We start from the raw sequence: 14,101 nt of genomic DNA on the forward strand, positions 1-14,101 counted from the left end.
TTGATTCGTAACACCGAGTCTTCTATGATGTGTTACGTCATCAACATTGGTAACACTCACGACTTCAAGGAGCGCCCATGAACCCGACGGCCACGCTCGCGAACCCCAAGACCTCCGGCGATCACCTTTCCAAGGCCTACTATGGCTCCTCCCCGCTGTTTCTCGTCGGTGCGGTGAAATAGCGAGCACCATGGCGAAGGCCCTGAAATCAATCCTTGGCGCTGCGGCCGTCCTCATCGGCGTGACCGTGCTCGCCTTCGCCTTGTCGGTGCTCTCGCCGACCGATTCGGCGACGCGCTACTTCACCGATAACGGCATTGTGCCCACCGCCGAGCAAATCGATGCCAAGCGCGCCGAGCTCGGTATCGATCGGCCGATTCCCCTGCAGTACCTCGGCTGGCTGGGCGCGGCCCTTAGCGGAGATCTGGGCGAGTCCTACCGCACCGGCGCGCCTGTGACCGCGATGCTTTTCGATGCCCTCCCCTACACGCTGGCGCTCACCGCCACCGCCATGGCCCTCACGCTTATCATCGCCGTGCCCCTCGGCATCCTGTGCGCCACGCACCGCAACAGCCCGCTCGACTACTTTATCCGAGGCCTCACGTTCCTGTTCAACGCCCTGCCCATGTTCTTCGTGGCGCTTCTTCTGCTCTTCACGCTGGCAAGCCAGCTGCACCTGTTCAATGTCATCGCCAGCCGCGATGTCTCAGGGCTCGTCATGCCCACCCTGGCCCTCGCCCTCCCGCTTTCGGCCTGGTACATACGCCAAGTGCGCGCCGCGGCCATAGGCGAGCTTTCCCAGCCCTACGTGGCCGGCCTGCAAGCCCGGGGCATTCCCGAAAGCCGCATCATCTGGCGGCATGTGCTGCGCAACATGGCCGTGCCCCTGCTGTCGCTTACAGGCATTTCCATCGGATCGCTTCTGGGCGGAACCGCCATCGTCGAGTCCATCTTCAGCTGGCCGGGGGTGGGATACCTCTCCATCGTGGCCATCGGGGCTCGCGACTACCCCGTCATCGTCGGCTACGCGCTTACCCTCGGCATCATCTACCTTATCGTGAACGGCCTGATCGACGCCTTGTGCCGCTGCATCGACCCGCGCAGCGCTGAAAGCGAGGGCCGGCGATGAGAGCTCCTTCCCCTCGCACCCGCCTTGCAATCTGGGCCCTTGCCGCAGCCGCGCTCATCGCAGCTGCCCTGATCGGCACCGCGCTCTTCTCGGAGGCCGCCTCCGTCACCGATCTATCACGGGCCCTCAGCGCCCCCGGTGAGAACAATCTGGTTCTCGGCGGCGACAACGTCGGTCGCGACGTGCTGGCCCGCACCTTGGCCGGCGGCGGCGAGTCTTTGGCCATGGCCCTTGCTGTCGTTGCCCTCTCGCTGCTCATCGGCGCCTTCGCTGGGGCCGCAGCTGCCTTTGCCGGCGGAGCCATTGAAGCCGTCGTGCGAAAAATCGTCGTCGTGTTCCAGGCGTTCCCGAGCTTTGTGCTCGCCGTCGCCATCGCCGGCATTCTCGGCCCAGGCATGGGAAACATGGTGGTGGCCATTGCGGCGGTGTACTGGACCGTCCTTGCACGGGTGGCCCTCAATATGACGGCGTCTTTGCGCGCCTCGGAGGCCATCGACGCCGCCCGGCTGTGCGGCGCGGGCTCCCTCGCCATCGTTGCGCGCTACATTGCTCCCAAGCTTGCTGGCTCTCTTGCGGTGCTGGCGACGCTCTCTGTCGGCGACGTGGTGCTGACCATGGCGGGGCTCTCGTTTCTGGGTCTGGGACCCGAGCGCCCCACCAACGAGTGGGGGGCTCTGATGGCCGAGGCTCAGCCCGTCTTCTCCCTTGCACCCTGGTGCATTCTCGCGCCGGCAGCGGCCCTGCTCGTAACCGTTGTCGTGTTCAACCTGCTCGGCGACACCCTGCGCGACGTCATTGACGCGCGCACCACTCAAGAAAGCCCGTTCTCGGAAAGGAACCGCCCGTGAGAACAACCCTGAGAAGAGGCTCTGCCCCCACGCCCCGATTCCGGCTCGGTAAAGCCGCCGTATGCGCGGCTTTGAGCTTGACCCTGTGTCTTTGCGGCTGCGGCGGGCCGGCTACGAACTCCGCCGATGGCACCGATGGCGCTACGACGGCCAAAATGCTCCACGCGGGATCGGCCACCTACTTCTACGCCATGTCGCTGGATCCGGCCTCGGACTGGGACAGCTGGTATTTGCAGTATTACGGAATCGTGGAAAACCTCTTTCGCGTCTCCGATGACCTGACCGCCGAGCCGTGGCTCGCCGCCTCTGCGGAAAACGTCGACGAGCACACGTGGAAAATCACGCTTCGGGACGACGTGAAGTTCTCCAACGGCGAGCCTTTGGATGCGTCGGCAGTGAAGGGGTGCTGGGAGCGCACCTACGAGACGAACCCGCGCGCCGCTGAGACGCTGGCCCTCTCCCGCATCGAGGCCGATGGGCTCGAGCTGACCCTTACCACGGAAAATCCCGTCCCCGCCCTCGAGAACATCCTGTGCGATCCGCTTCTGTGCGTCTACTATGTCGGCGACGGCATCGACTACGCTGCGGGCACCCCGGCCACCGGCCCCTACCGCGCCGTCGACTTCGTCGCCGAGGACCACGTGGATCTCGCCCCCAACGAGCACTACTGGAACGGCACACCGAAGCTTAACGCCATCCGCCTCACCTCGTTTGCCGACGACACGGCCACGGCCCTCGCGCTGCAGAATGGCGAGATTCAAGCCGTCGCCATGCCCGATGCCTCGGTGCTCGCCGCGCTTCAGGGCGACGAGCGCTTCAAAGTTGAGCAGAAGACCAGCTCGCGCGCCGACTTCATCCGCTTCAACATGGACCACGACCTTATCTCCCATGCCGCTATCCGCGCCGCCATCGCCTCTTGCATCGACCGCGACGGCTATGCCAGCGTCATCTGCGGGGGCTCCCAGGTGCCCAGCTGGGGCGTCTACAGCGCCACGTTGCCCTTCGGCGGCACCGAGGGGCTTAAGGTGGCCATCGACCAGTGCAGCATCGAGAACGCCTCTCGCCTTCTGGATGCGGCCGGCATCACCGACAGCGACGGCGACGGCGTGCGCGAGGCCGACGGGCAGCCCGTTGAGCTCACCCTCTACGTGTGCACCCGCTACGGGCGCTTTGTGAGCCTGGCCGACGATCTGCAGTCGAGGCTCTCCCAAGTGGGCATCAAGCTCTCTTTGGTACCCACCGACTACTTCTTGGAAGACGCCGAGACCTTCGCCCGGGATAACCCGGATATGACCCTGGACAGCTACGCCATGGCCCCCACGGGCAACCAGGGCTATTTCGCCGCCATGAGCTTCGCCACCGGCGCCTCGAACAATTTCGGGCATTACTCCAACCGCGACGTGGACACACTCGTTGCCCAGCTGAGCGACACCTACGGCGAGGACGAGCGCGACGAGATCGCTCGCCAAATCGCACAAATCGTGCTCGACGACCTTCCCTATGTGTTCTTCTCGAATTCCCAGACCACCATCATCTCGACGGTGGGCGTAACCGGCCTGGCCGTGGCGCCGTCGGAATACTACTTCATCACCGCTGATACCGATATCGCCTAGGAGCACCGTGACGCAGACCGCCGATACCGCCCTTGCCCTCGAGCACCTCTCCGTTACCTACCGCGGGCATCTCGCCGTGCGCGACATCACGTTCTCGGTGCGCCGGGGCCATATCCTGGCACTTGCGGGCGAGAGCGGCGCAGGCAAGAGCACTGTTCTGCGAGCCGTGACTCATCTGCTGGGTCCAGGAGGGGCCGTGAGCGAGGGCGCTGTTTTCCTGGAAGGCCGCGACATCACCCACCTACCCGAGCGGGCCATGGCCACGCTGCGCGGAGGCCAGATCGGCTTTCTGTTCCAAGACCCCATCTCCTCCCTCGACCCGCTGGCACGCATCAAGAGCCAGTTCGATGAAGTCATCGCCGCCCATCGCGGACGCATCGAGGGCGACGCCGATCAGTTCGAACATCATCTGCTCCGTCACATGGGCTTTAACGACCCCGATACGGTGCTGCGCAAGTACCCGTGGGAGCTTTCGGGCGGCATGGCCCAGCGCGTCGCCCTCGCCTTCGCCATGGTGGCGCGCCCCGCCGTCTTGCTGACCGACGAGCCTACGAGCGCCCTTGACGATCAATCGCAAGACCAGGTGCTTTCCATGCTGCGCCACCTGGCCGACGAGCACGACGTGGCCGTGGTCATGGTGACCCACGACCTGGCCGCCGCCGGCAAGGTAGCCGATGCGGTGGGCGTTATGGAAAAGGGTCGCCTGGTGGAAAGCGGGCCCAGCGACCAGGTGCTGGCCCACCCGCGCGAAGATTACACGAAAGGGCTCATCGCCGCTCTGCTGCCCGAGCCCGAGAACTGGGAGGTCGTCGATGCTTCTCACCGTTGATCGCCTGAGCAAGTCCTACAACGGCGCGCCCGTGCTTCAGTCTGTCTCCCTTTCCGTTGACGCCGGGGAGACCGTTGGCCTTGTCGGTGGCAGCGGCCGGGGCAAGACGACCCTCGCGCGCATCGTCGCCGGGCTGGAACCTGCCGATTGCGGTCAGGTGTTCTTTAACGGCGCCGTGCGCTCATTTCCCCCAAACGCCCGCACGCTCAAAGCGACCCGTGAAGCCTGGCGCGCCGTGCAGATGGTGTTCCAGAATCCGGCAGCGTCGTTTGCCGATGCCATGACCATAGAAACCGCCGTGGCCGAAGGGGCCCGCTATATTCCCGGCGTATCTCGCACCGAGGCCCGCGCCCGGGCCCGCGAGGCTCTAGATGCCGTGGGGCTTGCCCCCAGCTGCCTGCGTCGCCACGCCTTCGAGCTATCCGGGGGCCAATGCCAGCGCGCGGCCATCGCCCGGGCTCTGGTCGGCAACCCGAAGCTCATCATCTGCGATGAAGCTACCTCGGCTCTGGACGCCACCGTACAGGCCTCAATGGTGCAGCTCCTACAGAAACTACAAGACGAGCGCGGGCTGGCCTACCTGTTCATTACCCACAATCGCCCGCTGGCCGCCGCCTTCTGCCACCGCACCTACCAGCTCTAACGGCAGTAGCTTTCAGGCCCAAAGCAAAACGCTGCGGCCTCGTCGGCCGCCGCGCGCTATTGGGCGACTTTCTCGGCGCGCTGGGCCTGAAGCCAATCGCACAGCTCGGGGATGCCCTCATGGGTGCGGGCGCTCGTCACGAAGATGTCGAGCGTGGGATTCAGCAAGCGCGCCTGCTCCTTCAAGCGATCCATGTCGAAATCCTCGTTTAAGGGCAGGTAATCGCACTTGGTGACGATGAGCGCGTCTACGGCAGCGAACATGGGCGGGTACTTCATGACCTTGTCCCAGCCCTCGGGCACAGAGAGCAGCATCACGCGGGTGTGGGCGCCGGTGTCGAAATCGGCCGGGCACACGAGATTGCCGATGTTTTCCAGGAACAGGTAGTCGAAGCGGTCGCCGTCGAAAGCCTCGAAGGCCATGGTGACCATGCCCATTTCCACGTGGCACACGCCGCGAGTGTTGAGTTCCACCGACTCCACACCGGCTTCCTTGATCTTGAGCGCATCCACATCGGACTCAAGGTCGGCCTCGATAACGCCCAAGTCCTGCACGCCGCGGCTGCGCAGCTCCTTGATAATGGCCAGCAAAATCGTCGTCTTGCCAGCGCCCGGGCTCGCCATGACGTCCACGAAGAAGGTGCCCTCCTCGGCGCGCTCCGCGCGGAAGGCGTCGGCCGCGTCGTCGTTGGCGGCCAGGATGTTCTTCTTTACTTCGATAACACGAGTCTGATCCATGGGGACTCCTTCGCATCAAGCGGGCGCTCCGGCACCGCGCGTTCTTTTGTCGTCAATCATAGTAACGGGCGCAGCCCCTCTTTCGCAATGCAGAAAACCGCTCACCTGTATCGATTTCCGAATCCGCCCTTTCGCATTCTCGGAACCATCTTCTTTCCCGTCCCTAAAAGCGACACCTCAAACCTCAGTCCAGTTGCTTGAATGCAGAGCCATAAGGAACGCTGCTTGCAAGAGAAAGAGCGCCCCCGCGCTGATGCCGGGGGCGCCCAAACCGCACAACAGCCTAGGGATTGAGGGGAGGGGATGCTAGACTCCTGCGGGCTTTTACGACAAATGCCACATAGGACTTTTTCTCAATAGCTACAGTTTTGCAGGATCGAAATCGTTGATATAGCCGCGCTTAGCTCGCTCGAGAGCCTTCATATGGTAGTCATCCACCATATCCTTCGGCATCGTGAAGCGCTCCTCCTCGGGGAGGGCGAACAACTTGCGTGCTCCCACAGGGCACACTGTGGCGCACTGACCGCAACGAACGCACATATTGCCGATCTGCGGACCATCATCGGCCATCTCAATGGTAAACAACGGACAACGAGCCGCGCAAGAACCGCACTTGATACACTGATCGTAATCAACCTGAAGCTCATATTGAGACATATAGTGAAGGTTCTCCACGTCTCCGTCAAGGGCGATGAACCCTCGTAGAATAGCGCAGCAGTCGCCATGGCACTGGCAGATAACATCGCACTCGGCGGTGCACATGACTTCGATAACCATGCCGGCGTCTACACCACGCTGCAAAATCTCACGACACTCCTCTTTGGAGACCTGGCGGCCGATGCCGTTCTCAATATAGTATTGAGCTTGCTCGCCGGTAGCGACGCACGTCTCCATGGGATGATCACACCATTCACCCGGCTTCTGCCCTTCCCCCGCACGAATGGGCGTGAAGGTACGGCATTGACAGGGAGCCACGCACAGCGTGTCATAGCGGTCGATGATTTCGTTCCAATCGTGATTCGGAAGAATCTCGGTATCGCCGACAATTTCCTGGTTCGCCGGAATGGGGAAGTACATGGGAGAACCCTGGTTGCGAGACTGGTAGCCGTAATCGGCGCCGCACAAGCCAAAAACGGACTCCACGAAGCCGTCTTCCTCGTAGCGGTCCATCATAAACTCCAGCATGCCATGGGCGAAGGCAAGCACGTGATAGTACTTCGTCCCCTGTCGCGTGACCCGGTTGAGCAAACCCCGATAGCTCAGCTCCTCGCAAATGCCACCGGCCTCCTCGACAGTCATACCTTCGGCCTCGGCGGCCTCGGTGTCGGTAAAGTACGCGAAGTTGGGGAGTTTCAGATAGAACGCAGCCTCGTCCTCTGTGAACTCCTGCATAAGGAAGTCCCAGGTATTGTCGTGAACCTCGCAACCGACACCTTGGCCGACGCGCAGAAGGCGGTTGCGAAGGGCGATGTAGACGGCGGGAATGGTGCGACCGTCGCTCGTCACATAGTCCTGCGTTATCTCTGGCTCGTTCATGAGAATGGCCTCGGCCTCTTCGTCGGTCACAGTCTGAGCGTCTACGGCAATCTGGCTCGCAGAAAGCTCGTTTTTGCGCCAATCGTAGGATGAGATCTGAGCATGCTGCTCGGCAGCGGTAAGAGGACCGCCGTTGAACGTAACGTAGTAATTTCCGTCGGGCGTGGGCTTGCCCGGAACCTTGACGGTAATGTCACGCGTGACTTCATCGGCAACGCCGTTCCAGGCCGTTTTCTCACCCGCAGCGGGCTCAGCGGCAGCATCTTCCCCTGTCGAAGCGAGGTTCCCCTCGGACTCTGACGGGGCGCAGCCGGCCAGACCCAGGGCACCAAGCGCGCCAGCGGTCACGAAACCGCGACGACTGATCTTCGAAGCCTCGTCCAGTATCTTCTTGTCCATCATCTCTCCTTCTCTCATTTCGTATCTACAACAGGAATTCCTGTCGTTACCGTATTTGAGCAGAGCCACTAGACTCTGCCGCACTTCGGCGCTCGACCGCCAAAGCTTCACGCAAGAGCACGACCATGTTCTGCCTCACGGCGAGTTGATGCTCAAGATGCTCGATGCGCCCCTCAAGGCGACGAATACGCTCCATGGCCTCGTCCAAAGTCTCAACGGAATCTGCCCAACTACCCTCCGATGCTCTCGCTTCTCCGCATTGGGAAGCGCAGGAGGAATCAGAATCGTGGGCGCAACCGCTTTCGCAGCAATGGGTCAATGCACGAAGATTGAGTCCGCGTCGCTTTAGGTCATCCAAGACGCCGCCGCGGCGCGCCATCTTCTCGTCGATGATGCTCGCTCCCAGGGGCGTCAGAGCTGGTCCCATCCCAGAAACACCAGGAGCAAACACTCCCTCCACTGCCATCGGCAATCTCTCCTCTCGTTCTCATCCAACTTAGCTAGCGTGCCATCAGGCGAAGAGAAGAATCAGCCGTCTCTGGAAGAGTTACCTCAATATTGTTGATGGTAAACTCCATACCTGAATTCAACTTATAATCGCGCTCGGCGTGACATTGCGGACATATCCACGTGGTCTCGTCATAGACGTTCAGATGAAAAATACGGCCGCATTGATTGCATTTCACGGTATAGGGAACTCGGTGGATAACCAGCTCCGCCTTCTCCGCGATCGTCCCGCGAGCCAACCACTCGAACATGGAGTCCATATAGGCCTCGACCACATCACGATTGAAGCCAATGGTCATGTAGACAGTCTTCACCTCGGTAGCTTGCACGTCGGTCGCGTAATCGAGCACCGTATCAACAACTCGCCGCATAAGTGCCATCTCGTGCATGCCGAGTCTCCTCCCTATACGCCTTCGCTCTAGCTGCATAGTATTCAGCCCATGGCGCATTCGCCCCTTCAGCTTCTGAATAGCAAATGCTGTTTCCGCATAAGCTAGAGCAGCTATTCGCATTGCAAATTGCCGACCGCTACAAGAGTCAGACGGCCATAGCAAAGTCGATGTGTTTCACCAGGCAATTTAAAAAATGCATAGCGAGAACTTCTATGTAGCATTCGAATACAACCCTTCAACCTAAATTGCTAGAATACGGGGATGGCGCGGGGACTGCACTTAACACGTCCCAAGGTAGATGCGTCAGGCAACAGGGAGTCCGGGGGATTATGCTAGATTATGCACGCGAGTTTCTCGTCCTCGCCAAGCAGTTGAATTTCGTACGCGCCGCAGAGGCCCTTCATGTTTCACAGCCCACACTCACCCGCCATATCGCCTACCTAGAGCAGGAGCTGGGCTTTAAGCTGTTCAACCGCAACCCTATGGCGCTTACCGCTGCAGGACAGAGCTTCTGTCACGCTATAAACGGCATCATCGATCAGCTCGACAGAGCCGTCGATCAAGGTCGGCGCATAGCCGCCGAAAACGGGTCTGGCATTCTCGTCAACTTAGTCATGTCATCAAATAATAAATTTGCCGATGTTATTTTCGAGGCCATGACCCTTTTTCACGAGCGCTTCCCCTACTCACCCATGCCCCGACTTTTCCAAGATCACACTATGGGCATCGAGCAATCGGTAATTGAGGGCAAAGTCGACATCGGACTCGTATTCACCAGGCCAACAAATCTGCCCGAAGGTTTTTCCAGCGTCCACTTGCTCGACTTGCCACTTATGGTGTATGTGCACGCCTGCAACCCTCTTGCCGAACGCGAATCAATTGCCGTGGAGGACCTGAGTAGCTGTCATCTCATCTGCCCCTCAAATCCCTATTTACAAACCACCTTCGAGGGCGCCATGGAAACCATGCGAGAGCATGGCATCGAACCGCGATATCGCGTACGAGAAATTGACGAATTCGATCGCATCCCGTCGACCATTCAGCCTGACGAGATGCTCTTCAAAACTGCCTCTCACTTGTCCGCCGCCCCTCCGGCAACCTTCCTTGTGGCCAAGCGCTTCGTTGATCCTGCTCCTCTTTACCATGTCTATGCCGTGTACCGCACAGATGCCCGTGATCACGCTCCGGGAGATTTCATCAGCATCTGCAAAAGCCTTATCGAAAACCGCCTGACCGACTAGTCGCAGAGGCTATCCGACAATGGCTTGCATTGCGTTGCTGCCCGCTCTCCGACTCTAGATATCCCAGCAAAACTCTCAGATGAGATGTCCTCGATGCCTGCTTTGCTATACTACAGCTCCACGAGCGTCAATCGTCTTATCATCCAGTGCGGAGGCCGTAGTTACCATGGACAAAGAGAGCCGCCCCGAAGACGCCGTTATCGACGTCGCCATTGTTGACGACGACGAAAACGCGCGGTTCCGCATTCGCCAACTTCTTCAGAATTTAGCTGTCGATATGGGCCTTGGTCTCTCACTTCGCGAATATCCATCTGGAATGGCCTTCATGCTCGACCCGCCACCTACGCTCGACCTTTTGCTGACTGATATCGATATGCCCCACGCCAGCGGCCTAGAAACGGCAGCGTTCGCCCGGAGCCAATTCGGCGAAGTCGCCATCGTACTAGTAACCGCCTATGAAGAATATGCTGTGGAGGGGTATTCCGTACAGGCCCGTAGATACCTTCTGAAGCCCGTCGGCCAAGATCGGTTCTATCGAGAAATCGCCCCCCTCCTACAAGAGATAGCGACCGCCGAGGCCGACTCCGTCGTAGTGCGCCTGCCGCACGGGATGCGCGTTCTTCGAATACGAGACATCTTGTACATAGCCACCGCCCCTAAAAAACGTGTTGAGATCAAGACCCGCACTGACAGCTTTTTGCTGCGAGGAGCTATCTCCGAATGGGAAAACCAGCTTCCCAGCTATAGATTCTTTCGGTGCCATAGCGGCTTTCTCGTGAACATGAGCGCTGTGCGACAAGTTGAGACGAACGAGCTCGAGCTCATATCGAGCGAAAGAATTCCGCTGAGCAAACATCGACGACGCGCTTTTCTCGAATTTTTCGCAGCGTACATGGGAACTGTTTTATGATGGATCTTATCCAGCTGTCCACGTTCACCATCGCAGTCGCTAAGGCCCTGCCCGGTACGCTCCTTCTTCTGTGGGGAGGTTCGGGCCCCTGGCGTTTTTCAAGCAAGATTCTCAACGCCGTCCTGATTATTGGTTTTGCTGCTTGCTATTACTGTCTCGCCTTTGCGCTAAAGCCGGTGGTCTACATTGACACCGCCATCGGCGTTTGTCTTCTCGCCATGGAGACTACTTGCCTTCTCTTTCGACGCCCCCTAGGTATAAGCTGTATGCTCGGGGCAGCAAGCGCCCTGTGCTTGCAGATGATGCAGGCGCTTGTTATTGCCGCCATTCACGCAACGGTGGGCGATGTTGAGACCTTTGTCGCCTCATTTTCCTGGCCCAATATGCTCATAGAGCCGATTTGCTGCCTGCTATCCCTTCCTGTGGTAGCTCTTGTCAGGCATTACGTTTTGGCAGACGGGGGCACGACCCTGCGTCCCGCTCAACTCGCCTGGCTCATCCCCCCGCTGTGCGTCTACCTCTGCGTCACGCTTTGGCAGATTCCCAATTTCGAAGAAACGTATCTGGAAATAGATTGGATGCCGCTTCTGCTTATGGCCGTCATGACCATCTCCGGTGTTTCGGCGATCATCTTTCCCCTCTACATGATCCATGAGGCGCAACGTCGTTTCGAGCTTGAAAAGCTTGAATCTGATGCTAGGCACTACTACGAGTCCATGCTGGAGCAGCGCGCCAAAGACGATGAGGTGCGTCGCCTTGTGCACGACATGCGAAACCAAATCGCATGCATACTCGAGACCGTTGATCCGAATTCCAAAGTTAGTCACCTCACCGATCTCGAGGAACAAGTCTCGCGATTACGTTTTGTCAACTACACCGGCAACCCCACCGTCGACGCCGTGCTCAATCAGAAAAGGAGGCTATCCCTCAGTCGCTCTATCGACTATCACGTGACACCGTTCAATCTTTCCGCTCTGAGCATACCGAGCATCGACCTGTGCTCCTTGTTTGGCAATGCCCTCGATAACGCCATCGAAGCTTGCGAGTCGCTCCCACCGGACATCAAGCCTTATGTCGACGTCAAGATTTCTCAAAGAGGCGGCCATTTGGTTATCGTCTTCGCTAATCCATGCCTCCTATGCGATAGACATTCCATTGATCCTAAAAGCCTGGGCACGACAAAGCACGATGAGTGCTCCCACGGTTTCGGCCTGTCAAGCATGGCCCATGTCGTCGAAAAGAATGGCGGCGGGATGGCTATCGACGCGACGGAAGGTGTGTTCCGCGTCTCAATCATGCTGCCCAGTTAGGCCACACTGAAGGCCAATCAGGGCAAAAGAGCCTTCAGCACCCTCGCCCCTCCTATGATGCCCCTACCTGCAAAAGCCAAAATAGGAGGGTACTATGAGCAGCATTTCGCGCAGAAGCTTTTTGGGCGGCGCCGTTTTCGCGGGTCTTTCCGCAGGAGCCATGGGGCTCGCCGGCTGTGCTTCCGGATCGGAGGCAAAAATCCAAACCGCCGACACAGGCAACGTTGCCACAGAGGGTACGCCATCATTCTTAATCAAGCCCGAGCCCTACACGGAATGGGCCGACGAGCTTGGCGCCGACGTTGTAGTCATCGGCCAGGGTCTTGCCGGCGTCTGTGCGGCACGAAAAGCCTTGGAGGATGGCGCGAAAGTCATCGCTGTGGAGCAGGCCGAGACACCGCTCTACCGCTCTGCCCAATTCGGCGTTATCAATAGCGAGTTCCAGAAGTCTGTGGGCCATGAGTTCTCCGATGAGGAAGTGACCCACATCATCGATGCCCTTATGGTGAATTTCGGACAGCGCGCCGATCGAAAGATCTGGCAGCGATGGGCCGCAGAGTCGGGCGCCATCTTCGATTGGATGATCTCAGCCATGCCCGACTACCTTGTCATCGACCCGCGCGAGAACAACGACAACGTTGGCCTTAAGTTCGATCTGGAAACCGAAACAGTTACCGACCTGGAGGGCAACACCACCGATGCCGACGGCAAGCCTTATTACGCCATCACTATCAACAACTGGCCAGGCAATCCCGAAATTGATAACAGCACCGAGAAGTATCCCGTGTGGGAGGGCCCCTGCGAGCTCCTTCCCAAGCAGGATCCTTGGATGGACGCCGTTATGGAAACCTTCGCCGCCGACGGCAATATGACCCAGCTGTTCTCCACCTGGGGACGTCAGCTGATTACCGACGATAGCGGCCGTGTGGTGGGCGTATTTGTCGAGGACATCGACGGCAACATAACCAAGATCAATGCAAACAAGGGCGTTGTCATCGCCACGGGCGGCTATCTGAGCAACCAGGAAATGGCCGACACCTATGCAAAGGAAGTGGCACTGTTCCCCAACAATGTCTGGTTCCAAACGGATGCCAAAGGAGAGCTGAGCACCAACGGCTCTGGCATCTGCATGGGCGCCTGGGCCGGCGGTGCTATCGATGACATACCCCACGCCTTCATTCTTCATGGCTTCGGCGGCGGTCTCGGCCAAGACCCTTATCTGCTGTTCAACAACCGTGGAGAGCGCTTCATGAATGAGGCAGTCCTGCCCAATCTGGTGAGTACTGCTGTGGGCCACTGCCCCGATGGTCACTGCTGGCAGATTTTCGACGACAACTATGCCGAGCAGGTACACGCCTTCCAGGGCGGCCATGCAGGATACTGGAAGATCGTCGACAGCATGGACAACCAGCCGTGGGGTAATTTCTGCGAAGGTGCTGGCATGAAGACGCGCGCCGACGTCGAAGCGGGATCCGACTTCGTCTGCAATACATTGGAAGAAGTCGCCGAGAAGACCGGGGTGCCCGCCGAAACCCTTAAAGCCACCGTCGAGCGTTACAACCAGCTAGCCGAACAAGGCCTCGATGTCGACTTCGGGAAAGACCCTCGTCGCCTCTTTCCCCTCACCACTCCCCCGTTCTATGTGAAGGAGTTCACCGCTAACGGTGCCGGCATGGCGGCAGAGACGGTGTTCTCTTCCCTGAATGGCCTGAAGTCGAACTGCGAAGCACAAGTGCTCAATGCGGAGGGAAGCCCAGTGCCCGGTTTGTTCGTCTGCGGAAACAGCCAGGGATCCCGGTTTGCCTTCGACTATCCCGTAACCTATATGGGAACCTCCCATGGCTTGGCTATGACCTATGGCTACATTGCCGGAATGAACGCCGCTGCTGGCATGTAGCCTGCCTCCAGCAAAACCGCCCCTCCCTCCCACGGCCGCCTTCGGGCGGCCGTTTTGGTGCTGAGCGTATTCCTTCGCCGCCTTGCTATACTCTCTTCATCATTTCTCGA

Annotated in this window: 12 protein-coding genes; 9 read left to right on the plus strand and 3 right to left on the minus strand. The window is 59.3% G+C overall.

Translation table 11 applies throughout. The features are described 5' to 3' along the window. Nucleotides 1-190: 190 nt before the first annotated feature. The 5 genes from VJ923_RS01830 to VJ923_RS01850 are packed head-to-tail and all read left to right on the plus strand — an operon-like array spanning nt 191 to nt 5,062. Nucleotides 191-1,129: an ABC transporter permease gene (locus tag VJ923_RS01830; RefSeq protein WP_326437931.1), complete on the plus strand. Its 939-nt coding sequence runs from the start codon at nt 191-193 to the stop codon at nt 1,127-1,129. Next, the gene (locus VJ923_RS01835; RefSeq protein ID WP_326437933.1) at nt 1,126-1,977 is read left to right on the plus strand and encodes an ABC transporter permease; all 852 of its coding nucleotides are present in this window, start codon (nt 1,126-1,128) and stop codon (nt 1,975-1,977) included. The genes VJ923_RS01830 and VJ923_RS01835 overlap by 4 nt, the downstream gene beginning before the upstream one ends. After that, nucleotides 1,974-3,590: an ABC transporter substrate-binding protein gene (locus tag VJ923_RS01840; protein ID WP_326437935.1), complete on the plus strand. Its 1,617-nt coding sequence runs from the start codon at nt 1,974-1,976 to the stop codon at nt 3,588-3,590. Before VJ923_RS01835 ends, VJ923_RS01840 begins: the two co-directional genes overlap by 4 nt. Before the next feature lie 7 nt (nt 3,591-3,597). Beyond that, the gene (locus tag VJ923_RS01845) at nt 3,598-4,419 is read left to right on the plus strand and encodes an ABC transporter ATP-binding protein (RefSeq protein ID WP_326437937.1); all 822 of its coding nucleotides are present in this window, start codon (nt 3,598-3,600) and stop codon (nt 4,417-4,419) included. Beyond that, a complete protein-coding gene (locus VJ923_RS01850; protein WP_326437939.1) occupies nt 4,403-5,062 on the plus strand; it encodes an ABC transporter ATP-binding protein in 660 nt (219 codons plus the stop codon). Before VJ923_RS01845 ends, VJ923_RS01850 begins: the two co-directional genes overlap by 17 nt. A gap of 56 nt (nt 5,063-5,118) precedes the next feature. On the opposite strand, the gene hypB is transcribed toward VJ923_RS01850, so the two are convergent. The 3 genes from hypB to VJ923_RS01865 all read right to left on the minus strand — a co-directional run bounded on the left by hypB (nt 5,119) and on the right by VJ923_RS01865 (nt 8,630). Then, nucleotides 5,119-5,799: a hydrogenase nickel incorporation protein HypB gene (hypB, locus tag VJ923_RS01855; protein ID WP_326437941.1), complete on the minus strand. Its 681-nt coding sequence runs from the start codon at nt 5,797-5,799 to the stop codon at nt 5,119-5,121. 360 nt (nt 5,800-6,159) lie between these two features. Then, nucleotides 6,160-7,734, minus strand: coding sequence for a 4Fe-4S binding protein (locus tag VJ923_RS01860; RefSeq protein WP_326437943.1), 1,575 nt, complete (start codon nt 7,732-7,734; stop codon nt 6,160-6,162). A gap of 500 nt (nt 7,735-8,234) precedes the next feature. Beyond that, complete coding sequence (locus VJ923_RS01865) at nt 8,235-8,630, minus strand: hydrogenase maturation nickel metallochaperone HypA/HybF (RefSeq protein ID WP_326437945.1); 396 nt, start codon at nt 8,628-8,630, stop codon at nt 8,235-8,237. 332 nt (nt 8,631-8,962) lie between these two features. On the opposite strand from VJ923_RS01865, the gene VJ923_RS01870 reads away from it, so the two are divergent. From VJ923_RS01870 to VJ923_RS01885, 4 genes are all read left to right on the plus strand, one after another. Further along, on the plus strand, nt 8,963-9,874 hold the full coding sequence (locus VJ923_RS01870) for a LysR family transcriptional regulator (protein WP_326437947.1): 912 nt from the start codon (nt 8,963-8,965) through the stop codon (nt 9,872-9,874). A 166-nt stretch (nt 9,875-10,040) separates the two neighbouring features. Further along, entirely contained in the window at nt 10,041-10,784 is a 744-nt protein-coding gene (locus VJ923_RS01875; RefSeq protein WP_326437949.1) for a LytR/AlgR family response regulator transcription factor, read from the plus strand. Beyond that, nucleotides 10,781-12,094 (plus strand): sensor histidine kinase, encoded by a 1,314-nt coding sequence (locus VJ923_RS01880; RefSeq protein ID WP_326437951.1) that lies wholly within the window; start codon nt 10,781-10,783, stop codon nt 12,092-12,094. Before VJ923_RS01875 ends, VJ923_RS01880 begins: the two co-directional genes overlap by 4 nt. Nucleotides 12,095-12,188: 94 nt before the next feature. Beyond that, on the plus strand, nt 12,189-13,991 hold the full coding sequence (locus VJ923_RS01885; RefSeq protein WP_326437953.1) for an FAD-dependent oxidoreductase: 1,803 nt from the start codon (nt 12,189-12,191) through the stop codon (nt 13,989-13,991). The last annotated feature ends 110 nt before the right edge of the window (nt 13,992-14,101 follow it).

It is taken from the genome of Adlercreutzia shanghongiae, assembly GCF_035830635.1.
Classification (GTDB): Bacteria; Actinomycetota; Coriobacteriia; order Coriobacteriales; family Eggerthellaceae; genus Adlercreutzia; species Adlercreutzia shanghongiae.

Coding starts and splice junctions, on each gene's coding strand:
- VJ923_RS01830 (WP_326437931.1), top strand. CDS start 191: ATGGCGAAGGCCCTGAAATCAATCCTTGGCGCTGCGGCCGTCCTCATC.
- VJ923_RS01835 (WP_326437933.1), top strand. CDS start 1,126: ATGAGAGCTCCTTCCCCTCGCACCCGCCTTGCAATCTGGGCCCTTGCC.
- VJ923_RS01850 (WP_326437939.1), top strand. CDS start 4,403: ATGCTTCTCACCGTTGATCGCCTGAGCAAGTCCTACAACGGCGCGCCC.
- hypB (WP_326437941.1), bottom strand. CDS start 5,799: ATGGATCAGACTCGTGTTATCGAAGTAAAGAAGAACATCCTGGCCGCC.
- VJ923_RS01860 (WP_326437943.1), bottom strand. CDS start 7,734: ATGGACAAGAAGATACTGGACGAGGCTTCGAAGATCAGTCGTCGCGGT.
- VJ923_RS01865 (WP_326437945.1), bottom strand. CDS start 8,630: ATGCACGAGATGGCACTTATGCGGCGAGTTGTTGATACGGTGCTCGAT.
- VJ923_RS01870 (WP_326437947.1), top strand. CDS start 8,963: ATGCTAGATTATGCACGCGAGTTTCTCGTCCTCGCCAAGCAGTTGAAT.
- VJ923_RS01875 (WP_326437949.1), top strand. CDS start 10,041: ATGGACAAAGAGAGCCGCCCCGAAGACGCCGTTATCGACGTCGCCATT.
- VJ923_RS01880 (WP_326437951.1), top strand. CDS start 10,781: ATGATGGATCTTATCCAGCTGTCCACGTTCACCATCGCAGTCGCTAAG.
- VJ923_RS01885 (WP_326437953.1), top strand. CDS start 12,189: ATGAGCAGCATTTCGCGCAGAAGCTTTTTGGGCGGCGCCGTTTTCGCG.